Source organism: Herbiconiux moechotypicola (assembly GCF_024979255.1).
In the GTDB taxonomy this organism is placed as follows: domain Bacteria; phylum Actinomycetota; class Actinomycetes; order Actinomycetales; family Microbacteriaceae; genus Herbiconiux; species Herbiconiux moechotypicola.
The window spans coordinates 70,879-92,963 of sequence record NZ_JANLCN010000002.1; the positions used below are offsets into that span (position 1 = coordinate 70,879).

15 protein-coding genes are annotated in these 22,085 nt (G+C 72.6%); 13 read left to right on the forward strand and 2 right to left on the reverse strand.

The genetic code is table 11. The features are described from left to right. The 12 genes from N1031_RS03065 (at position 1) to N1031_RS03120 (ending at position 17,582) form a co-directional block, all read left to right on the forward strand. Entirely contained in the window at positions 1 to 2,445 is a 2,445-nt protein-coding gene (locus N1031_RS03065; RefSeq protein WP_259478123.1) for a transglutaminase-like domain-containing protein, read from the forward strand. After that, positions 2,442 to 3,830, forward strand: coding sequence for an RDD family protein (locus tag N1031_RS03070; protein ID WP_259478124.1), 1,389 nt, complete (start codon positions 2,442 to 2,444; stop codon positions 3,828 to 3,830). The genes N1031_RS03065 and N1031_RS03070 overlap by 4 nt, the downstream gene beginning before the upstream one ends. After that, the gene (locus N1031_RS03075) at positions 3,827 to 4,693 is read left to right on the forward strand and encodes a PP2C family protein-serine/threonine phosphatase (RefSeq protein ID WP_259478125.1); all 867 of its coding nucleotides are present in this window, start codon (positions 3,827 to 3,829) and stop codon (positions 4,691 to 4,693) included. Before N1031_RS03070 ends, N1031_RS03075 begins: the two co-directional genes overlap by 4 nt. 1 nt (position 4,694) lies before the next feature. Further along, a complete protein-coding gene (locus N1031_RS03080) occupies positions 4,695 to 6,164 on the forward strand; it encodes an FHA domain-containing protein (protein ID WP_259478126.1) in 1,470 nt (489 codons plus the stop codon). After that, positions 6,161 to 7,870, forward strand: coding sequence for a serine/threonine-protein kinase (locus N1031_RS03085; RefSeq protein ID WP_259478127.1), 1,710 nt, complete (start codon positions 6,161 to 6,163; stop codon positions 7,868 to 7,870). The genes N1031_RS03080 and N1031_RS03085 overlap by 4 nt, the downstream gene beginning before the upstream one ends. Beyond that, positions 7,867 to 8,589, forward strand: a complete 723-nt coding sequence (locus N1031_RS03090; RefSeq protein ID WP_259478128.1) for an FHA domain-containing protein — start codon at positions 7,867 to 7,869, stop codon at positions 8,587 to 8,589. Before N1031_RS03085 ends, N1031_RS03090 begins: the two co-directional genes overlap by 4 nt. 5 nt (positions 8,590 to 8,594) lie before the next feature. Further along, a complete protein-coding gene (locus N1031_RS03095) occupies positions 8,595 to 13,094 on the forward strand; it encodes a type VII secretion EssC family protein (RefSeq protein WP_259478129.1) in 4,500 nt (1,499 codons plus the stop codon). A 119-nt stretch (positions 13,095 to 13,213) separates the two neighbouring features. Further along, positions 13,214 to 13,480 (forward strand): WXG100 family type VII secretion target, encoded by a 267-nt coding sequence (locus tag N1031_RS03100; RefSeq protein WP_259478130.1) that lies wholly within the window; start codon positions 13,214 to 13,216, stop codon positions 13,478 to 13,480. Positions 13,481 to 13,552: 72 nt separating this feature from the next. Next, complete coding sequence (locus N1031_RS03105; protein WP_259478131.1) at positions 13,553 to 14,650, forward strand: hypothetical protein; 1,098 nt, start codon at positions 13,553 to 13,555, stop codon at positions 14,648 to 14,650. Between the two features lie 46 nt (positions 14,651 to 14,696). Next, entirely contained in the window at positions 14,697 to 15,188 is a 492-nt protein-coding gene (locus N1031_RS03110) for a hypothetical protein (protein WP_259478132.1), read from the forward strand. A 4-nt stretch (positions 15,189 to 15,192) separates the two neighbouring features. Continuing rightward, positions 15,193 to 15,687, forward strand: coding sequence for a hypothetical protein (locus N1031_RS03115; RefSeq protein ID WP_259478133.1), 495 nt, complete (start codon positions 15,193 to 15,195; stop codon positions 15,685 to 15,687). 164 nt (positions 15,688 to 15,851) lie between these two features. Continuing rightward, on the forward strand, positions 15,852 to 17,582 hold the full coding sequence (locus N1031_RS03120) for an MDR family MFS transporter (protein WP_259478505.1): 1,731 nt from the start codon (positions 15,852 to 15,854) through the stop codon (positions 17,580 to 17,582). 34 nt (positions 17,583 to 17,616) lie between these two features. On the opposite strand, the gene N1031_RS03125 is transcribed toward N1031_RS03120, so the two are convergent. Both N1031_RS03125 and N1031_RS03130 read right to left on the reverse strand, forming a co-directional pair. Next, positions 17,617 to 18,948, reverse strand: a complete 1,332-nt coding sequence (locus tag N1031_RS03125; RefSeq protein ID WP_259478134.1) for an LLM class flavin-dependent oxidoreductase — start codon at positions 18,946 to 18,948, stop codon at positions 17,617 to 17,619. After that, a complete protein-coding gene (locus N1031_RS03130; protein ID WP_259478135.1) occupies positions 18,945 to 20,441 on the reverse strand; it encodes an O-acetylhomoserine aminocarboxypropyltransferase/cysteine synthase family protein in 1,497 nt (498 codons plus the stop codon). The genes N1031_RS03125 and N1031_RS03130 overlap by 4 nt, the downstream gene beginning before the upstream one ends. Before the next feature lie 150 nt (positions 20,442 to 20,591). Between N1031_RS03130 and N1031_RS03135 the strand changes: the two genes are divergently transcribed. Further along, a complete protein-coding gene (locus tag N1031_RS03135) occupies positions 20,592 to 22,040 on the forward strand; it encodes a glycoside hydrolase family 1 protein (protein WP_259478136.1) in 1,449 nt (482 codons plus the stop codon). Positions 22,041 to 22,085 lie beyond the last annotated feature (45 nt).

Genomic DNA, 22,085 nt, shown 5'->3' on the forward strand with positions numbered 1-22,085 from the left:
ATGAACGGGCGGCCCCGGGCGGGCGAGCGGTCGGCGGGCGAGCGGCCGGCCGGGGAGCGCAGGCGCGCGCGGCCACGGCGAGCGCCCGCACGGGTGCGGCCGGCCTGGGCGAAGGCCGTCGACTGCGGCGTGCTCGCCGCACTGCTGGTGATCGGCGTGCTCGGTTTCGGGCCGGCCTTCGGCGGCTCGGGTTATCTCGTCGCGGGCGTCGGAGGGATCGTGCTCGGTCTCGCGCTCGGCGTCGCGGGAGCCCTGCTGCGCTGGAACGGCATCGTGCTCACCGCCGTCGCGCTCGGCGTCTATCTCGTGTTCGGCGGGCCGCTCGCCGCACCCGGCACCACGATCCTCGGGGTCGTGCCCACCCTCGACACGCTCCGCACCCTGGTGCTGGGGCTCGTGTTCTCGTGGAAGGACGTGCTCACCCTCGTCACCCCCGTGGGGCAGTTCGACTCCGTGCTCGTGGTGCCCTTCGTCTCGGCGCTGGTCACCTCGGTCGTGGCCGTGAGCCTCGCCCTCCGGCTGCGGCCGTCGCGCGCCGCCTGGGCGCTGGTGCCCGCGGCGGCACTGCTCGTGACGGGTATCGCCTTCGGCACGCGCGAGGCGGCCTTCCCCGCCGTGCTCGGGCTCGTGTTCGTGGGTCTCGCGCTGTGCTGGGCCGCGTGGCGGCGGCAGGATGCGCGGGCCTGGGCAGCGCGCGAGACCGCGGTCGGCGGGGCGGACGGTTCCGCGCCACCCGCGGGGAACGGCACTTCGGCCCGGCGCACCCGGCTCGCCGCCGCGGCGGGGATGGTGGTGGCCGCCCTCGCGGCGGGTTTCGTGGCTGGAGGACTCCTCGTTCCCGCCACGGCCCGCGAGGTGCTGCGCGATCACATCGAGCCGCCGCTCGACCTGCACGACTACGCCAGTCCGCTGGTCGGGTTCCGGAGCGTGGTGCGCGACCAGGGAGACGAGTCGCTGTTCGAGGTGACGGGCCTGCCCGATGGCGCGCGCATCCGGCTCGCCACGCTCGACGGATACGACGGCACGGTCTACGACGTGGCGGGCGACGGGTCGAACGGATCGGGACAGTTCGTGCGGGTGTCGAGCGACATCGCGAACGACGCCGAGGGCGAGCGCACCACCCTGGAGGTCAGCATCACCGGCCTCGACGGCGTGTGGCTGCCCGACGCCGGGCAGCTCGACTCGCTCGAGTTCACCGACGGCCGGGTGGAGCAGCTCGAGGGCGCGCTGCACTACAACGCCGCCACCGGCACCGCGCTCGACACGGCGGGACTGGCCGAGGGCGACTCCTACACGCTCGAGACCGTGCTGCCGCCGGTGTTCAACGACGAGCAGCTGTCGAGCCGAGCCGTCTCGTCGGTGACGCTGCCCCGCGCATCCGGAGTGCCCGACGACATCGGCGCACTGGCCGCCGAGTACGTGGCCGATGCCGAGACGCCCGTGCAGCAGGTGCGCAACATCGCGGCCGGGCTCGCGGCCGACGGGTTCTTCAGCCACGGGCTCGAGGGCGAGGCGGTGTCGCGGGCCGGACACGGTGCCGAGCGCATCGCGAGCCTCGTGGGAGCCGAGCAGATGGTGGGCGACGACGAGCAGTACGCCGTGACGATGGCGCTCATGGTGCGCTCGCTGGGGATGCCGGCGCGCGTGGTGATGGGCTTCTATCCGTCGCAGTACGCCGCCGCGGGCGAGTCGCTCGAGATCACCGGCGACGACGTGCACGCCTGGGTGGAGGTGCCGTTCGACGGAGCCGGCTGGGTGGCCTTCGACCCCACGCCGCCCGAAGACCAGGTGCCCCTCGACGAGGCGCCCCAACCGAAGTCCGACCCGAAGGCGCAGGTGCTGCAGCCGCCGCCCCCGCCGCAGGAGCCGGCCGAGCTGCCGCCGGACATCCGCACCGAGGACACCGCGCAGGACGAGGTGGAGGAGGAGGGGTTCGACTACCTCCCCGTCTTCCTCGCCGCTGGCGGGGTGCTCGGGCTGCTGATCGTGGTGTTCGGGCCGCTCGTCGTGATCGCGCTGGTCAAGCTGGCGCAGAGGCGCCGCCGGCGGCGAGCGCCGCGAGCCGCCGACCGCGTGAGCGGAGGCTGGGACGAGATCGTCGACCGTGCCGGCGACCTCGGTTCTCGCACCCCCGCCGGTGCCACGCGCCGCGACGACGCCCGGCAGCTGTCGGCGGCCTACCCCACCGCGGGCCTCGTGGCGGTCGCGGAGCGTGCCGATGGCACGGTGTTCGGCCCCGGCGAACCGACGGCGGCCGAGGTGGAGCAGTATTGGACGGAGGTCGACGCGGCCGTGCGCAGCATGACCCGCTCGACCCGGTGGTGGCGACGGATCGCGGCGAGGTGGTCTGTGCGCTCGCTCGCACGACGGTCGCGCGAGCGGCGCCAGGCGGCGAGAGCGCGCCGCGCCGCCGCCCGGACGGCGCGAACAGGAGACGACCAGTGACGGATGCCACCTTCCCGTGCGTGCAGTGCGGCTCGGCCGTACCGCGGAGCGCGCAGTTCTGCCTCGTGTGCGGCACTCCCGTGTCGTCGCGGAGCCAGGCAGCGGCGCTCGGAGCGGCCGCGGGGCAGGCACCGGCGGCCGGCGCAGACGGGCGACCTCTCGACAGCTGGCGGCCCACCCCCGCCGCCCCTCCCATCCGGCGCGGCGATCTGATGCCGAGCGGCTACGGCCGCCGCGTCGTGGCCTTCCTGCTCGACGGCGTGATCGGCGCCGCGGTGTGGCTGGCGGTCACGATGCCCCTCATCGGGCTCGGTGTCATCGCGGTGCAGACCACCGAGTCGGCGATCTCGGTGTCGGGTCTCAGCGCGGTGCTGCTCATCCTGCCCGCCGTCCTCTACCCCGTCGCCGAGCTGCTGCTGCAGGCCTTCCTCGGCTTCAGTCTCGGCAAGCTCGCGCTCGGGCTGAGGATCGTCAACGTCACGTCGCTCGGCAGACCCGGGCTCGGCTGGATGCTGCTGCGCGACGTGTTCGTGGCGGCGGCGTCGCTGGTGTTCTTCATCGGCCAGTACATCGTGTACCTCTCGCCGCTCTGGGATTCCGAGCGCATCGGGCGCGGCTGGCACGACCGGCTGGCGCGCACCTGGGTCATCGACGTGAAGGCCGGGCCGAACCCGCTCAAGGCCCGGCCGGGGCAGCTGGTGCTCGACGAGCCGGTGCAGGATGCGGTGGAGCCGGCGGGGTTCGGTGGCGGGCGGGCGTTCACGCCGGGGTCGGCGGCGTCGACGGCCGCGATGGCGGGGGGAGCCGCTCCGGTGGCGTCTGCTGCGCGTGTGGTGCCTGCGCCCGTCGTTCCCGCTCCTGTCGCGCCTGCGCCCGTTGCGCCCGTACCCGCGGCGCCCATCGATCGCGTGCCGGGATTCGCGCCGCCGGTCGACGACGACGCGGAGAGCACCCGGCTGTCGCAGCCCCGGGCTGCCGTGCGCGCATCCGCACCCGGTGCCCTGGCGCTCGCCTTCCGGCTCGATACGGGGGAGCTCATCCCGATCGTCGGGCACGGCGTGCTCGGGCGCGACCCCGTGTCGCCCACGGGCGACGCCGCCGACCTCGTCGTCGCCCTCACCGGCGACACGCTCTCGGTGTCGAAGACGCACCTCGAGTTCGGGCTCGACCGCGCCGCCGACGGGAGCGCGACCGCGGTGTGGGTGAGCGACCGCGGGTCGACCAACGGCACGGCGCTGGTGCGGGCCGACGGGGAGAGGCTGCCCCTCGACCCGGGCGAGCGCATCCCGGTGCAGGCGGGCGACCGGGTGCAGGTGGGTACGCGGGTGATCTCGGTCGTGGCGGCGGGTGGCGACGCGGCGGCGGGCGGCGGGGCTACGGCATGACCGATCCCGCCACCATCCCCCTCTCCGAGCTGCGCCTCGGAGCCGGGAGCGCGACGCATCCCGGTCTCCGCCGGCGCAGCAACGAGGACTCCCTGCTCACCGCCTCGCCCGTGTTCCTCGTCGCCGACGGCATGGGCGGTCACGAGGCGGGCGAGGTGGCGAGCGCCCTCGCGGTGGAGTCGTTCGGCGCGCTCGCCGGCCGGCCGTCGGTCGCGCCCGCGGAGGTGCGCGACGCCTTCGACCGCGCTCGCACCGCCATCGCACGCCTGGCCCACGCGGGATCCCGGCGGGCCGGCACGACCGTCTCGGGCGTCGCCGTCACCGATGTCGACGGGGTGGCGCACTGGCTCGTCTTCAACCTCGGCGATTCGCGCACCTACCGTTTCGGAGGGGGTGAGCTCGAGCAGATCAGCGTCGATCACTCGGTCGTGCAGGAGTTGCTCGACGAGGGCTCGCTCGACTCCGCCGCGGCGGCCGTGCACCCCGAGCGCAACGTCATCACCCGCGCTCTCGGCGGAGGCGGGGCCTCGCAGCCCGACTACTGGGTGGTGCCCGTGCAGCACGGCGACCGCATCCTGGTGTGCTCCGACGGCGTCTCGGGCGAGCTCGACCGGGCGGCGCTCGAGCGGGTGCTCCGCGAGGAGCCCGTGCCGCAGGAGGCCGCGGTGCGGCTCGTGCACGAGGGGGTGCTGCGCGGAGGGCGCGACAACCTCACGGCCGTGGTGGTCGACGCGACGGATGCGCGGGTCACCGCCGCAGAGGGCGACGGGCAGGATGCGCAGCCGGGTTCGGCCGAGAGCGGGAGCGCGCACGACGAGGACACCATCCCGCGGGGCCGCGTGGGTGCAGGGGGCAGGAGCTGAGATGACGACCATCCACTACACACCGGGACCGTGGCGCGCCGCCGTGACGCCGCAGGGCGTCGCCGTGCTGCCCTCGGGGGTGACCGGTGAGACGCTCGAGCGCATCCGCGCGTCGCTCGCCGCCGGACACGGGCTGGGCGCGGTGCTCGAGTCGCTGACGGGGGCGTTCGGCACTAGTCTGCGGTCGATCCCGCCGTTCGCCGTGGCTGCGGTGGAAGGCGGGTCGGTGCGGCTGGCGGTGCGGGGGCCGCTGGTGGCCGCGGTGACCGAGTCGGGCGGCGGCTACGAGGTCTCCGGGGCCGACGTGACGACGTGGAGCGAACGCGTGGTGGCGTCGGCGGTCGGCGTGGTGATCGAGACGGGTGCGGAGACGCACGCGCCGGGCGAGCGGTTCGTGATCGCAGACGGCGTGGTGCTCTGCTCGCGGGTGGAGCTCACTCCGGATGGGAGCGGCGGTGCTGTGGAGGTGCAGCCGGATGAGGCATCCATGGCAGCGGCCCCCACGACATCGATCCCCACCCCGCCGGCCCTCTCCACCGAGGCACCCACCGGAGATGCGCCCACGTCGGCCGCCTCCCCGGTCGCTTCGCCGGCCGTCTCCCCCGCGGTGGAGGCGGTGATCGACGATCTGGAGAGCACGCGCGACGAACTGCCCGACGACGCCTACGACCACCTCTGGGGGGCCACCGTCGTCAAGTCGGTCGAGGACGCCGCCGTGCGCGACCTCGACGACGAGGAACCCGTCGAGGTCGCGCCGGCACCGTCGACCGCGCCCGACATCGTCGCCGCGGCTCCGTCGTCATCCACGACGGCCCCGGAGCCGCCCGCACCGGCGGCACCGGCGGCACCTGTGGCGCCGAGCACGGGACTCATCGACTCGCTCCCCGACTTCGGAGCAGTGGGCGCCCCCACCCCCGGGTTCGATGCCCGCACCGTGCCCCCCGCGCCCGCCGCGCCCGCCCCTGCCCTCGCGCCCGAAGCCTCCGCCGTCACGCCCGGTGCGGCGGCGGTCGCCGACGACGACCACGACGGCCTGACCGTGACGGTGTCCGAGCTCGAGGCCCTGCGCCGGCTGGAGTCGGCCGCGCCGGCGCCGGCCGCGGATTCCGGCGACGGAGCCGACGCGGTCTCGCTGGGGCGCATCGTGCTGAGCACCGGCGACGTGCATCCGCTCGACCGCCCGGTGGTGATCGGCCGGCGCCCCCGCGCCAACCGGGTGCAGCCCGACCACGTGCCGCTGCTCGTCACCGTGCCCAGCCCCGAGCAGGACATCTCGCGCAACCACCTCGAGGTGCGGCTGGAGGGCCGGCACGTGCTCGTCGTCGACCTCGACACCACGAACGGTTCGGTGCGCCACCGCGTGGGCGCTCCCCCGCTGCGTCTCGCCCCGAACGAGCCCGTGCTCGTGCTCGACGGCGACGTGGTCGACCTCGGCGACGGAGTGACCGTCACCTTCGAGGACATCCCGTGAACGCGCGCCGGCCTCCCTCCTCGCCCCCGAGCATCCCGGGGTTCGACTACGTCGAACTGCTGGGCTCCGGTGGATTCGCCGACGTCTTCCTCTACGAGCAGCGACTGCCCCGTCGCCGTGTGGCCATCAAGGTGCTGCTGAGCGAGTCGCTCACCCCCGGGGCGCGGGAGAGCTTCGACGCCGAGGCGAACCTCATGGCGCAGCTGTCGACGCATCCGTCGATCGTCACGATCTACCAGGCGGGCATCGCCGACGACGGCCGGCCCTACCTCGCGATGGAGTACTGCCCGAAGCCGAACCTCGGTGCGCGCTACCGCCGGGAGCGCATCGGCGTCGCCGAGGCGCTGCGCATCGGCGTGCAGGTGGCGGGCGCGGTCGAGACCTCGCACCGCGCGGGGATCCTCCACCGCGACATCAAGCCGGCCAATATTCTCGTGACGGAATACAACCGGCCCGCGCTCACCGACTTCGGCATCTCGGTTGCCCTCGTCGGGGGCGGGGCCGAGCAGGAGTCGGTCGGGATGTCGATCCCGTGGTCGCCGCCGGAGGTGTTCGCCGCCGATCCGTCGTCGGGTGCACCGGCCGACATCTACTCGCTCGGCGCCACCGTCTACACGCTGCTCGCGGGCCGCTCGCCGTTCGAAGTGCCCGGTGGCGCGAACTCGGGGCTCGACCTCATCGCCCGCATCCAGACCGCCCGGCTGCTGCCGACCGGCCGCGCCGACGTGCCGCCCTCGCTCGAGCAGGTTCTCGCGACGGCCATGGCTCCGGCCGAGGCCGGTCGCTACGACTCCGCGCTCGAGTTCGCGCGCGCGCTGCAGAAGGTGCAGCTCGAGCTGAGCATGGCGGTGACGCCGGTCGACGTGCTCGACGAGCACGTTCCCGAGGCCCGCGACGACGAGGAGGACGAGGGCAGCACGCGCGTGCGCGGGATCGTGACGATCGATCCGACGGGTCCGTCGCGGCCGACCGCGGGGGCACCCGGACACACGCAGACCCGCCCGGGTACGCCGCCCGCGCCGGCCTCCGCGCCCTCGTCGCCGCACTCGCCTTCGTCCCCGTCCTCGCCGAGCCCGGCGACCCTGCCGCCGACACCGGCCCGCCCCTCCCCTACCCCCTCGAGTTCACCAGGCGCATCCGATCCCGGCCCCCGGCCCCGCGCATCCGCCTCTCACGCCGTGCCGCTCGAACCGGCCGTCGACACCACTCTGCGCCGCCCGCCGGCCCTTGCCGGAGAAGTCGGCGACAGCGCGCATCCAGACACCCACCGCCCGCCGCGCCGGCGGGCCCTCCCCTACCTCGTCGCCGGCGCCGTGGTGGTGGTGCTGCTCGGTGTCGGTGGACTCGTCTTCGCCCTCTCGCCCGCCGGCTCCCCGGCGCAGCAGAGCGCCGACGACGCCGAGCAGGCCTCGAGCGCCCCGGTCGACGAGATCGCGGTCGAGACTGTCGCGGCACCGGCCGAGCTCACCGGCGCTCTCTCCCCCGCGGGCGACTCGGTGGAGTTCACCTGGACGAACCCCGACCCCCGCGACGGCGACACCTACTCCTGGGCCCAGACCACCGCGACCGAGACCGGACAGGCCTCGCGCACCGACCAGCCCATGGCCGTGCTGCCCACCACCGCCGGCGCCCCGGTGTGCATCGAGGTGGTCGTCGTGCGCGGTGACGGCCGGGCCTCCGAACCGGCGAGAGGATGCGCGCCATGACCGAGACGGCACCCGCGACGAGCGTCGAGTTCTGCGGCGAGTGGTTCGCGCTCGACCCCGCGCGACCGTTCGAGATCGGGCGCGACGCCGATCTCGACATCGACGACAACCAGTACCTGCACCGGCGTTTTCTGCAGATCTCGCAGATCGACGGCATGTGGTGGCTCGCCAACGTGGGGTCGCGACTGTCGGCGACCGTCTCCGACTCGTCTCGCACCATGCAGGCTTGGCTCGCACCGGGCGCCCGCATGCCGATCGTGTTCGGTCTCACCACGGTCGTGTTCACCGCCGGTCCCACCAGCTACGAGTTCACGGTGCACACCTCGGCGCCCACCTTCGTCGACCTGGCCCCCGTCGTCGACGCGGGCGGCGCCACCACCGTCGGAGCGGTGACCTTCACCGCCTCGCAGAAGCTGCTCATCCTGGCCCTCGCCGAGACGATGCTGCGGCGCGAGGGCACCGGCACGAGCGAGATCCCGTCGTCGCAGGCGGCAGCGGAGCGGCTCGGGTGGGCGCTCAGCCGCTTCAACCGCAAGCTCGACAACGTGTGCGACAAGCTGAGCCGCAGCGGTGTCGAGGGACTCCGCGGTGGCGTCGGCGCTCTCGCGACGAACCGCCGGGCGCGCCTGGTGGAGTACGCGGTGCTCTCGCGCCTGGTCACCCGGGCCGACCTCCCGCTGCTCGACGCCCCCCACCCCGACACCGACGACAGGCAGTAACCCGGATGCGCATCAAGGCCAGCTTCGTCCGCCCCGGCGGCAGCACGAGTCAGCTCCAGATCACGGCCGACGCCACCGCGACCGTCGGCGACGTGGCGGCGGCGATCGCGCTGGCCGATCCCCAGCGGAGCACTCCTGCACAGGCACCCGCGGCTGTCGGATCGTCCACAGATTCGGTCGCTCGCGCCGAGGCTCTGCCTGCAGGGCTCACGCTGAAGGTCACCGACATCAGTGGAGGCCAGCGCGTGATCGACCCCGCATCCGACCTGCTCGACTCGGGCGTGCGGTCCGGGGCCGTGCTCGAGCTGGCCACGCACAGCCCCGAGTTCGCGTCGCCCGGCGCGACCGGTCCTGCCGCGGCCACGCTGCGCGTGCTGAGCGGGCCGGATGCGGGGGCCGAGTTCGCGCTGCCGTTCGGCACCAGCTACATCGGCCGCGAGCGCGGCATCGACGTGCGGCTGAGCGACGGCCTGGTCTCGAAGCGGCACGCCAGGGTGACCGTCGGCGACCAGGTCGAGATCTCCGACCTCAACTCGGCCAATGGTCTGCTCATGGGCGGCGAGCCGGTCGCCCGTGCCGCGCTGTCGTCGGCCGACGTGGTGGTGCTGGGCGACACGGCCGTGAGCGTGGTGCCCTTGCGCCGGCTCGGCGGCACCGCACCGTCCACTCCCGTGGTCGAGTTCAATCGGTCGCCGCGTGTGGTCGCGCGCTACCCCGGCGACGAGGTGCCCGCGCCGGTTCCTCCGAAGAAGCCGCAGCCGCTGCGGTTCCCCATCATCGCGCTCATCGCCCCGCTGCTCATGGGGCCGATCCTCTTCCTCGCCACCGGGTCGGCGCTCAGCCTCGTCTTCATCGCGCTGAGCCCGCTCATCATGATCGGCACCTGGGCCGACCACACGCTGCAGAGCAGGCGGCAGCTGCGCGACGCCATCGCGCAGTTCACCTCCTCTCTCGACGCCTTCGTCTCGTCGATGCACGAGCGGCAGCGGGTGCAGCGCGCCGTGCGGCTCACCGAGGCGCCCGCCGTCGGCGCGACCATCGACGCCGTGGAGCGCCTCGGGCCGCTGCTGTGGACGCACCGGCCCGAGCACCCCGCATTCCTCACGGCGAGGCTCGGTGTCGGCACGGCCCCGAGCCGCGACCGCATCCGGCTGCCGAACGACAACGACGCCCTGCCCGAGTACTGGGCGCAGGTCTCCGAGACGGCCGAGCGGTTCGAGCGCATCGACGGGGTGCCGATCGTCGTGGAGCTGCGGCGCGCGGGCGCGCTCGGGGTGGCCGGCGCCACCGCCGACCGCGCGGGCGTCGCCCGCGGGCTCGTGGTGCAGCTGGCGGCCCTGCACTCCCCCGCCGAGCTGGTGCTCTGCGGTCTCGCCTCGCCGTCGTCGAGGTCGGAGTGGGAGTGGCTGGAATGGCTGCCGCACACCAGCTCGCCGCACAGCCCTCTCGACGGAGACCACCTCGCCGACAGCCCCGGCAGCGGGGCAGCCCTCCTGTCGCGGCTCGAGCACCTGATCGACGAGCGCGGCGCGGGTGCTCCCACCCTCCGCGGACCGCTCGGTGAGAAGGGCGCCGGCGAGAAGGAGGAGCTGCCCCGACCGCACGTGCCCACGGTGGTGGTCGTGGTCGAGAACGACGCGCCGGTCGACCGCGGCCGGCTCACCCGGCTGGTCGAGCGTGGCGCCGACGCCGGCGTGCACGTGCTCTGGTCGGCACCCTCGATCGGCGACCTGCCCGCGGCGTGCCGCAGCTTCGTCAGCCTCGACCAGGGGGCTCCCGGCAGTGCCACCGCGGGCCAGGTGCGGCTGGGCGAGCACACCTTCCCGCTCGACTGCGAGACCGTCGACGACTCCACGGCCTCGCGGCTCGCCCGGCGCCTCGCCCCGGTGGTCGACGTGGGGGCCCCGGTCGACGACGAGTCCGATCTCCCCCGGTCGGTCTCCTACCTCGCCCTCACCGGGTCGGAGCTCGCCGATGTTCCCGAGGCCGTGATCGACCGGTGGCGGGAGAGCGGCTCGATCGCGGCCCGCGACGGCGCTCCCCGCGTGCGCCGGGCGAAGGAGGGGTCGCTCAGGGCCCTGGTGGGCCACACGGGCACCGAGCCGTTCCATCTCGATCTGCGCGCCCAGGGCCCGCACGCCCTCGTCGGCGGCACGACGGGTGCGGGCAAGTCGGAGTTCCTGCAGTCGTGGGTGCTCGGGATGGCTGCGGCGCACAGCCCCGACCGCGCCACCTTCCTCTTCGTCGACTACAAGGGCGGTGCCGCCTTCGCCGACTGCGTCGATCTGCCGCACACGGTAGGCCTGGTCACCGACCTCAGCCCCCACCTGGTGAGACGAGCGCTCACGAGCCTCCGTGCCGAGCTCCGCCACCGCGAGCACCTGCTCAACCGCAAGAAGGCGAAAGACCTGGTCTCGCTCGAGAAGACGGGAGACCCCGACACGCCACCGAGCCTCATCATCGTCGTCGACGAGTTCGCCGCGCTCGTGCAGGAGGTTCCCGAGTTCGTCGACGGTGTCGTCGACGTCGCGCAGCGCGGGCGATCGCTCGGGCTCCACCTCGTGCTCGCCACCCAGCGGCCGGCTGGGGTCATCAAAGACAACCTGCGCGCCAACACCAACCTGCGCATCGCCCTGCGCATGGCCGACGCCGACGACTCCGCCGACATCCTGGGCGATCCGATGGCGGCCTACTTCGACCAGTCCGTGCCCGGCCGCGGCGCGGCGAAGACGGGTCCCGGCCGCATCGCCGCCTTCCAGACCGCCTACGCGGGCGGGCACACGAGCTCCGAGCCCGAACCCACGCGGGTCGATCTGGTCGAGTTCGGATTCGGCACCGGCGCCAGCTGGGAGCCGGCGCAGTCCGGCGTCGCGGAGGAGTCCGAACCCGGCCCCACCGACATCGCCCGGCTCGTGCGATCCATCGGCACGGCCGCCGAGCTCGCCCGGATCCCCGCACCCCGCCGCCCCTGGCTCGACGAACTCGCCTCCGTCTACGACCTCTCGCTGCTCCCGAACCCCCGCACCGACGAGCGGCTGCTGCTCGGTGTCATCGACGATCCGGCCCATCAGAGCCAGCCGACCGTGTTCTACGAGCCCGACCGCGACGGCAACATGGCCGTCTACGGCACCGGGGGCGCCGGCAAGAGCAGCACCCTGCGCACCCTCGCCGTCGCCGCCGCGATCACTCCGCGCGGCGGTCCGGTGCACGTCTACGGGCTCGAATTCGGCTCCAGCGGACTGAGCATGCTCGACGAGCTGCCGCACGTGGGTGCCGTCATCTCGGGCGACGACGAGGAGCGGGTCATCCGCCTGCTCCGCATGCTCCGCGACCTCGTCGACGACCGGTCGGCCCGGTACTCCGCGGTGCGCGCCGGCAGCATCGGCGACTACCGCCGTCTGGCCGGCAAACCCGACGAGGCGCGCATCCTGGTGCTCGTCGACGGAATCGGTGCGTTCCGCGAGCAGTACGAGTTCGGCGGGCACTCCGCCTGGTTCACCACGTTCTCGCAGATCGCCACCGACGGGCGGCAGGTCGGCGTGCACATCGTGATCGCCGGCGACCGGCCGAACTCGGTTCCCGCCTCGCTCGGGTCGACGGTGCAGAAGAAGCTCGTGCTGCGCATGGCGAGCGATGACGACTACACCCTGATGGGCGCCCCGAAAGACACTCTCTCGGCCGTCTCGCCCCCCGGCCGCGGCGTGCAGGGCGGCGACGAGGTGCAGGTGGCGGTGCTGGGCGGCGACTCCAACGTCGCGGTGCAGGCACGCGAGATCGCCAAGCTCGCCGAGGCCATGACGAGGCAGGGGATTCCGCCGGCACCACCCGTGCTGACGCTGTCCGAGTCCATCCCGCTCGGTTCCCTCCCGGCGACAGCGGCGGGCCGGCCCGTGGTCGGAGTGCGCGACGACGACCTCCAGCCGTTCGCGGTCGAGCCTCGGGGGGCTCTGCTCGTCGCCGGCACGCCCGGCAGCGGCCGGTCGACGGCGCTGGCCACGGTGGCCTCGGCGCTGCGTCGAGCGAATCCGGGCATCCGCCTGGTGCACCTCTCACCGAGAGCTACCAGCCTCACCGCACTGCCGCTGTGGTCGCTGAGCCTCCACGACCCGGCGCAGATCGGGGCCTTCGCCGACGACGTGGCCGCCCAGCTCGACGCGGGCACCCTGCGGCCCGAGCAGTTCGCGGTGTTCGTCGAGAACGTGGGAGACCTCAACGGTTCACCCGCCGAAGCCGACGTCGACCGGCTGGTCAAGCGCGCGCTCCGCGACGACGTCTTCGTCGTGGGCGAGAGCGAGAGCTCCACCTGGTCGGCGGCGTGGACTCTCGCGGCACCCTTCAAGAACTCCAAACGGGGCCTGCTGCTGGTGCCGGGAGAGCTCGACGGCGACTCGCTTCTGGGCACCTCGCTCGGACGGTTCAAGCGGGCGGATCTCCCGGCTGGCCGGGGGTTCTTCGTGCAGGGGGGCCGGGTCTCGAAGGTGCAGGTGGCGCAGCATGAGGGATGAATGGGGAGTTCTCCCCATCGCCGTCTTCGACACCCGTCCGTATGGTCTTTCTCGTGGGAACGCCCCACAGGAAGTAGCGGGTCCGGAATTCCCGGCCCGCGGAGAGTAAGGAGAGAACAATGGCCGTCTGGGGTCTCGATGTCGAACAGGTCCGCTCGCTCAGCAAGCAGCTGAACACGCAGTCGCAGCAGGTGCAGCAGATCCTCACCACCCTCACCAGCGCCCTCCAGAGCGTGCAGTGGACCGGTCCCGACGCGGAGAACTTCCGCAACGAGTGGAACACCACGCACACCGCCGCGCTCAAGCAGGTCATCACCGCTCTCGAAGACGCCTCGCAGAAGGCCGCGAAGAACGCCAACGACCAGGAGGCCACCTCCAACGTCTGATCGGTCACCTCGACCGATCGCGTGTTCGCCTCACCACTCGCCCCATCCGCCCCGCACGTCTGAGAGGAAGCCATGACCGGAGGTTTCTACGGCGCCGACGTCGCCGAACTGCGCCGCCTGGCGAAGCAGTTCGAGTCGGCCGCCGACCGGCTCACCACGGTCGGCACCACGCTCACCACGAGCGTGAACCACACTCAGGCGTGGCAGGGGCCGGATGCGGTGGAGTTCCGCTCCGAGTGGAACTCCACCTACGCCTCGCAGCTGAAGGCCGCGGCGCAGGCTCTTCGCACGGGCGGCGGCGACCTGGTGCGCAACGCCGACGAGCAAGACCGCGCGTCGACCGACGCCGGTGCATTCGGTGGCGGGTCGGGCGGACTTCCCGGCATCCCGGGCCTCCCCGGGGTGCCGGGTGCACCGGGCGTGCCGGGTGGCGGCAGCACCGGTGGCGGCTCGGCGGGCGGCGGCGCAGGTGGCGGCGGCGGGGGCGGCTTAGGCGATTTCGCCACAGGCACCGGCTCCGGCGACCTCTACGGCGGCGAGGGCTACGCGAACGCCGACAGCACCTACGGGCCCGGAGGCGAGGTCGATCACCGCGCCTCTGCGGGCTGGCAGTGGGGAGCGGGCGCCGAGGCGTCGGGCGAGTTCCAGTCCGGCCACGTCTCGGGTGAAGGATCGGCCGACGCCTTCGCGGGAGTGGAAGGTCTCGCCGAGGCCGGCGCCGGGGTCGACGCCAACGGCAACTACGTCGCCGATGCGTCGGCCGAGGCACTGGTCGGTGCCGAGGCGAATGCCGAGGGGTCGATCGACACGGGCATCGGCAGCGTGGCGGGCGAAGCCCACGCGATGGCCGGCGCTGAGGTCGACGCCGAGGTCGGCGGCACCATCGGCCCGAACGGCGTCGGGGTGAACGCCGGTGTCGATGCCTTCGCCGGCGCCCGCGCCGGAGGCGACGTCGATCTCTCCGTGGGAGGTGTCGGTGCCGGGATCGGCGGCGAGGTCTGGGCCGGAGTCGGCGCCAAGGCCGAGGCCGACGTGCAGCTCACCTACGAGGAGATCAGCTTCTCGATCGACGCCGGTGTGGCACTCGGTGTCGGAGGCAGCGTCTCGATGGACTTCTCCCTGAGCCCCAAGCAGTTCGTCGAGGGCCTGGAGTCGGTCTGGCCGTTCTGACGCACCCTCCCCTCCACCTGACCCTCTCCGTGCAGAAAGGCACATCATGACCCACACGATCTCCTTCCCGAGCGAGGCCGCTCCGGCGTTCCCCTCCCTCTCCCTCTCGGTCCCCGATGACTGGAAGCCGCTCGCCGTGTCGGGCGCCGTGCTGGCGGCGGGCAAATCGGTGGAGCAGGGCCAGTTCCGACCGAACGTGGTCGTGGCCGTCTCCCGCTTCGCTCCCGGCTATGCCCTCGCCACCGCCGTCGAGGGCGTCATCAAGCGTGTCGAGGCGATCGAGGGCGTGGCCGAACTGGGGCGCGACGAGCTCGACGTGCTCGGACAGCCCGGCTACCGGATCGAGTTCAGCTATCCCGATCCTCGCGTCGGGCTGCTCATGCAGGCGGTGCGGATCGCCGTGATCGATCACGGCACCGCCGTCGACCTCGTGCAGATCACCGCCACGGCCTCGGGGCCCCAAGCGCAGGAGTACTGGGGCGAGCTCCGCGAGGTGCAGGCGAGCGCATCGCTCGGCGGGGCTACCGGGGCGGCCTGAGCCTGTGACCGCCACGTTCGACCAGGTTCAGGCGAGCATCCTCGCACTCAACGGCCCCGAGCGTCCCTTCGTCTACGAGGCCACCCCCACCGGGGTCGTGGGGCGCTGGAACTACGCCGACCAGAAATGGGCCGCCCTCCTCGGCGCGGGCTCGGTCGACGCCGACTACGTACTCGAGGTCGTGCTCGACGAGACCGAGTCCACCTTCGCGTTCGAGGAGGCCGAGGTCGTGGAGGAGACCGGCCTCACGGCCGGAGGCGACGGCATCGGCTTCTCCTACGAGCGCTCGACGTTCAAGGGCCACAAGAAGTCGTACAAGTTCGACCTGGGCGCGGCCATCCTCGCCAAGGTCACCGACCGGCAGGGCGACCACGTCGGCCAGAGCTACGGCTACCGCTTCGACACCGACGAGATCAAAGACCCGCTCCTGCGAGTGTTCGACGAGGCCGGCTGGGAGCCCCGGCGCAAGGGCCTGTTCTCGCGTCTCTTCGGCGGCTGAGGGTGCCCTGCGTTGAGCAGATAGTTGACCGGGTGTAACTTTGCAGTGTGCGCACGTTTCGCGCCCTCCCCCTCCGCTTCGTCCTGAGGACACCCATGTCTCGCACCAACCCCTCGTCGTCCGCCCAGGCCCGCGCCGATCAGCTGCGCGAGTCCGGCGGCAAGATGACCCACCGCCAGATCCTCTTCATCATCTTCGGGCTCATGGCGGGCATGTTCCTCGCCTCGCTCGACCAGACCATCGTCGGCACCTCGATGCGCACCATCGGCGACGACCTCGACGGCATCAGCCTGCAGGCCTGGGTCACCACGGGCTACCTCATCCTGTCGACCATCTCCACCCCGCTCTACGGCAAGCTCTCCGACATCTTCGGCCGCCGCCCGCTCTACATCATCGCCATCGCCATCTTCCTCGTGGGCTCCCTGCTCGCCGGCCTCGCGATGGACATGTACCAGCTCGCCATCTACCGCGCCATCCAGGGCCTCGGCGCCGGCGGCCTCATGTCGCTCGCGCTCACGGTGATGGGCGACATCCTCGCGCCGCGCGAGCGCGCGAAGTACCAGGGCTACTTCCTCGCCACCTTCGGCATCTCGAGCGTCATCGGCCCGCTGCTCGGCGGCCTGCTCTCCGGCGCCGACCAGATCCTCGGCATCACCGGCTGGCGCTGGATCTTCCTGCTCAACCTGCCCATCGGTGCCATCGCGATGGTGATCGTGCTGCTGTTCCTCCACATCCCGCACACCAAGCGCACCGTGCGCATCGACTGGTGGGGGGTGGCGGCCGTCGTGCTCACGGTCGTGCCGATCCTGCTGGTGGCCGAGCAGGGCCGCGAGTGGGGCTGGGGCTCGTGGGGCGCCATCGCCTGCTACGTCATCGCGCCGCTCGGCCTCATCCTGTTCATCGTGGTCGAGCGCCAGATGGGCGACGACGCCATCATCCCGCTCAAGCTGTTCAAGTCGTCCACCTTCTCGATGGCCACCATCCTCGGCGTGCTCGTGGGCTTCGGCATGTTCGGTGCCATGATGACGCTGCCCAACTACCTGCAGATCGCCACCGGCGCCACGCCCACCGAGGCGGGCCTCATGATGATCCCGATGGTGCTCGGTCTCATGATCGCCTCGATCGTGTCGGGTCAGCTCATCTCGCGCACCGGGCGCTACAAGCTGTTCCCCATCCTCGGCACCGGTCTGCTCGTCGCTGCCTTCTTCTACCTCACCTTCGTCTCGGCCGACAAACCCGTCTGGTACGTGCTGCTCGGCATGCTCGTGATCGGTCTCGGTCTCGGTCAGCTCATGCAGACCCTCACGATCGCCTCGCAGAACTCGGCCGGCCCGCGCGACATCGGTGTGGCCACCTCGGCCTCCACGTTCTTCCGCTCCATCGGCGGAACGCTGGGCACCGCCGTGGTGTTCTCGGTACTGTTCTCGCGCCTCGGCACCACTCTGCCCGCGGCGTTCACGAACCCCGACATCATCGCGGGGGCGCAGGCCGCCGTCGCCGACCCGGCCGTGCAGAGCGACCCGGCCAATGCCGCGATCCTGCAGATCCTGGCCAACGCGCAGACCGACCCGTCGTCGATCGGCGACGCCCTGAGCGGCGACACCTCGTTCCTCGTCGGGGCCGACCCACGGCTCACGCTGCCCTTCGTCGACGCCTGGGCGAACGCCACCTCCACCGTCTTCTGGGTGTGCCTGGCCGTGGTGGCCGTCGCGTTCATCCTGAGCTTCTTCCTCAAGGCCACACCGCTGCGCGCGAAGTCGGCCCTCGAGGAGGCGCACGCCGACGACGCCGCCATCCAGGCGCAGCTGGCGGCCGAGGAGATGGGCGCGATGGTGCTCCCCGACACCGCGAGCACCCCCGTGCAGCGCCCTGCCGCCCCCGACTCCGGCAAGTAGGTTCACTCACGCAGGAATCGCGGAGCAGGCGCCGTCAGAAGTCGCGGAGGTTGCCGCGCAGACCGCCGGCACCGTAGCTGCGGCGGAGCACGCCGCGGCGGCGCAGCTCGGGCACGAGCTCGTCGAGCATGCGGTGCACGGTCACGGGGTGCAGGTCGCCCGAGAAGATGAAGCCGTCGTTGTCGGCCTCCTCGCCGATCTCCTCGATGAAGTCGGCGATCTCGCCCGCCGTGCCCACGAAGCCGTCGCGCGTGGCGATCCGCCCGAGCCGCGCCTTGGCGGTGAGCAGCTCGCGCAGCGTGGCGTCGGCGAAGGAGTCGAACCCGCCGAGCAGCCCCTTGATCGACCCGCGCGAGACGTGATCGCCGAAGATCGCCGGGTCGACGGGCCGGTCGAGGTCGAGCGAGAGCAGGTCGGTCTCGAGGTCGCTCGACTGCCCCGCCGCCACCGACCGCAGCACGTCGTCATCCGGCGACGACGACGCCTCGACGAGCCGCCGCGCCTCCTCGGCGCTCGACACCACGATCGGCTTGAACACGAAGAGCACGTCGATGTCGGCCGGCGTACGCCCCGCAGCGGCCGCCGCCTCGTGCACTCGGGCTCGGTAGTCCCGGATGCTCGCCGCATCCAGCGATGCCAGCGCCAGCTGCACCTGCGAGTTCGCGCCCGCGAACCCGAGCCCGCGCGGCGATCCCCCCGGCGACACCACGATCGGGTCTCCCGCATCCCCCGCGCCCCCGAACGGCAGCGCGTTGAGCGGCCCGTCGAACGAGAACGCCGCCCCCCGGTGCTCGAACGCGTCGAGCCGCGACCCGTCGGCGAAGTGTCCGGTGGCCGCATCCGCCACCAGCGCATCCTCACCCCAGCTCGCCCACAGCCGCTTCACCGCGGCGAGCCACTCCTCAGCGCGGTCGTAGGCTCCGTCGTGGTCGAGCGCGGGCACGCCGAAGTGCCGCGACGATCCCACATCCGTCACCACGTTGATGCCGAAGCGCGACCCGCTGAGGTGCTGCAGCGTCGCGAACTGCCGCGCCGCCTGATAGGGCGAGTAGGCGAGCGGGTTCACCGTGGGGGCGATGCCGATGTGTGACGTGACGTCGAAGAGGTAGGGCGCGAGCAACAGCGGGTCGTGCTTCGGCCCGCCGTAGGCACTCCGGATGCGCAGGTCGAGCGTCTCGGCGTTGCCGAGCGAGAGGGCGTCTTCGATGATGACGAGGTCGAAGCCCGCCTGCTCGAGCGTGCGCACCGACTGCTGGTAGAGCTCGGGGCGGGTCCAGTCGTAGTCCCAGTCGAGGGAGGGGTGGCCCCACCCGTGCGGCCCGAAGCCGCGCGAGAGGAACCAGCCGAAGTGCTGCAGCCGGCTCACGCCGCCCCCGCGAACAGGGCGGTGTCGGATGCGCGGGGCGCGTCGGTGCCGGATGCACCGGGCGCGTCGGCTTCGGTTCCGGATGCACGGTGCGCATCCGCCGCGGCCGCGACGGCACGGCCCGCCTCGCCCGCGAGCACCGCGCCGAAGGCCTGCTCCAGGTCGTCGAGCAGGTCGTCCACGTCCTCCACCCCGATCGACAGCCGCAACAGCCCGTCGCCGATGCCGGCGGCCGCGCGCTGCTCGGGCGTGCGCTGCGCGTGCGTGGTCGACGCCGGGTGGATGATGAGCGACCGCACGTCGCCGAGGTGGGTCATGCGGGTGAACAGCCCGACCGAGTCGAAGAAGGTGCGCGCCGCCTCGGCGCCGCCCCGCAGCGTGAACGCGAACACCGAGCCCTGCCCCCTCGGCAGGTACCGCGCGGCCAGCGCCCGGTAGGGGCTCGACTCGAGTCCCGCGTAGTCGACCGACTCCACGAGCGGGTGGCGCTCGAGCCAGCGGGCCACGGCGAGCGCCGACTCCGACTGGCGCGACACCCGCAGCGACAGTGTCTCGATGCCCTGCTGGATGAGGAAGGCGTTGAGCGGCGAGGGCGTCGGCCCGAACCGCGACACCACCACGTCGCGCGCGTAGACGGCGAGCGCGTCGCGCCCGAACCGCTCGACGTAGCTCGACCCGCCGAGCGCGGCCACCGGAGAGGTGAGGTGCGGGAACCGCGCGCCCCGCGCATCCGTCACCGCCCAGTCGAAGCCGTCACCCGTCACCACCACGCCGCCCAGCACGGTGCCGTGACCGGCGAGGAACTTGCTCGCCGAGTGCACCACGAGGTCGGCGCCGTGCTCGAGCGGGCGCTCGAGATAGGGCGTGGCGAAGGTGTTGTCGACGATGAGGGCGATGCCGTGGCGGTGCGCCACCTCGGCCACGAGGGCGATGTCGACGATGTCGTTCTTCGGGTTCGGGATCGACTCCACGAAGAACGCCTTGGTGGAGGGGCGCACGGCGGCGTCCCACTCGGCAGCGTCGTTGGCGTCGGCCACGAAGGAGGTCTCGATGCCGAGGCGGCCGAAGTTGTCGAGGAAGAGGCCGCGTGAGCCCTCGTAGATGCTGGTCGCCGACACGAGGTGGTCGCCTGCGGCGAGGAGGGCGAGCACGGCGGTGGAGACGGCGGCCTGCCCGCTGCCGACGAGGATGGCGCCGCGGCCGCCCTCGAGCGCGGCGATGCGCCCCTCGAGGGCCGAGGTGGTGGGGTTGCCGATGCGCGTGTAGGTGAAGCCGTCGTCGGTGCCGGCGAAGCGGTCGCGGGCCTGCTCGAAGTCGTCGAACACGAAGCCCGCGCTGAGGTGGATGGGGGTCGCCCGCGGGTTCACGCCGCCGGCCTGCGGACCGCCGGCGACGGCGCTGCCGTCGGCACCCGCCCCCGGCACCCCGGCGTGCACCTGCTGGGTCGCGAAGCCGGGTCGGCGCGAGGTGGGCGGGAGGTGCTGGTCGGTCATGATGCATCAGACTCGCACGACCACCTGCGCGGGAGGCCCTTTGTGGACTTCTGTTACAGCGACAGCGGGCGCGCGGGCCTCACGCTAGGCTGGGAGAGCGCTCTCACCGCCGACCAGCGCAGCGGCGCATCCGTTTCGAGGAGTATTCCGATGACATCGTTTCCCCCTGGTTTCCTCTGGGGTTCCGCCACCGCAGCCGCCCAGATCGAGGGCGCGGCCTTCGAAGACGGCAAGGAGGCGTCGATCTGGGACGCGTTCGCGCGCATCCCAGGCGCCATCCTGAACGGCGACACCCCCGACGTGGCGGTCGACCACTACCACCGCATGCCGGCCGACGTGGCGCTCATGAAGGAGCTGGGGCTGCAGTCGTACCGCTTCTCGACCAGCTGGGCGCGCATCCGGCCCGGTGACGCCTACACCAACCAAGCCGGGCTCGACTTCTACTCGCGGCTCGTCGACGAGCTGCTGGGCGCGGGCATCCTGCCATGGCTCACGCTCTACCACTGGGATCTGCCGCAGGCGCTGGAGGAGAAGGGCGGATGGGCGAATCGCGACACCGCCTACCGGTTCCGCGACTACGCCGAGGTCGTGTACGAGGCGCTCGGCGATCGGGTGCAGCACTGGACCACCTTCAACGAGCCGTTCTGCTCGTCGCTGCTCGGCTACGCCTCGGGCGTGCACGCGCCCGGGCGCCAGGAGCCGGCGGCCGCCGTCGCCGCCGTGCACCACCAGCACCTCGGGCACGGCCTGGCGGTCGCGCGCCTGCGCGAACTGGGGGCTCAGAACCTCGGCATCACGCTCAACCTCACCAACGCGGTGCCGCGCGACCCTTCCGACCCGGTCGACCTCGAGGCGGCGCGGCGCATCGACGCGCTCAACAACCGCATCTTCCTCGACCCGCTGCTGCGCGGCGAGTACCCGGCCGACATTCGCGCCGACCTCGCCGAGTTCGGGCTCGACACCGTGAGCGAGACCGGGCTGGTGCGGCCGGGCGACCTGGAGATCATCGCGCAGCCGCTGGAGTTCCTCGGGGTGAACCACTACCACGACGACCAGGTGAGCGGTCATTCGCTGGGCGGCGGCGGCGCGGACGACGCCGGCGACCCGCACGGCGTGAAGGGCGGACGAGCGGTGTCGTCGCCGTTCGTGAACGCCGAGTACGTCACGTTCCCGCTGCGCGACCTGCCGCTCACGGCGATGGGCTGGGAGGTGCACCCCGCGGGGCTGCGCACGCTGCTCGTGCGGCTGGGGCAGGAGTATCCGACGCTGCCGCCGCTGTACGTCACCGAGAACGGTGCGGCGTACGACGACGTGGTGTCGCACGACGGGGCCGCGGCCGACGGTTCCGAGGGTGCCGAGGCCGTGCACGACGAGCTGCGCACGAGCTACATCGAGCAGCACGTCGCCGCGGTGTCGGACGCGATCGCCGACGGGGCCGACGTGCGCGGCTACTTCGTGTGGTCGCTGCTCGACAACTACGAGTGGGCCTGGGGCTACGGCAAGCGCTTCGGCATCGTGCGGGTCGACTACGACACCCTCGTGCGCACCCCGAAGGACAGCGCCCACGCCTACGCGGCGATCATCGCCGCCGCCGGGTGAGAACGCGCTTCGCGAGCGGGTACGGTGGGCTCGTGAGGGCGTGGA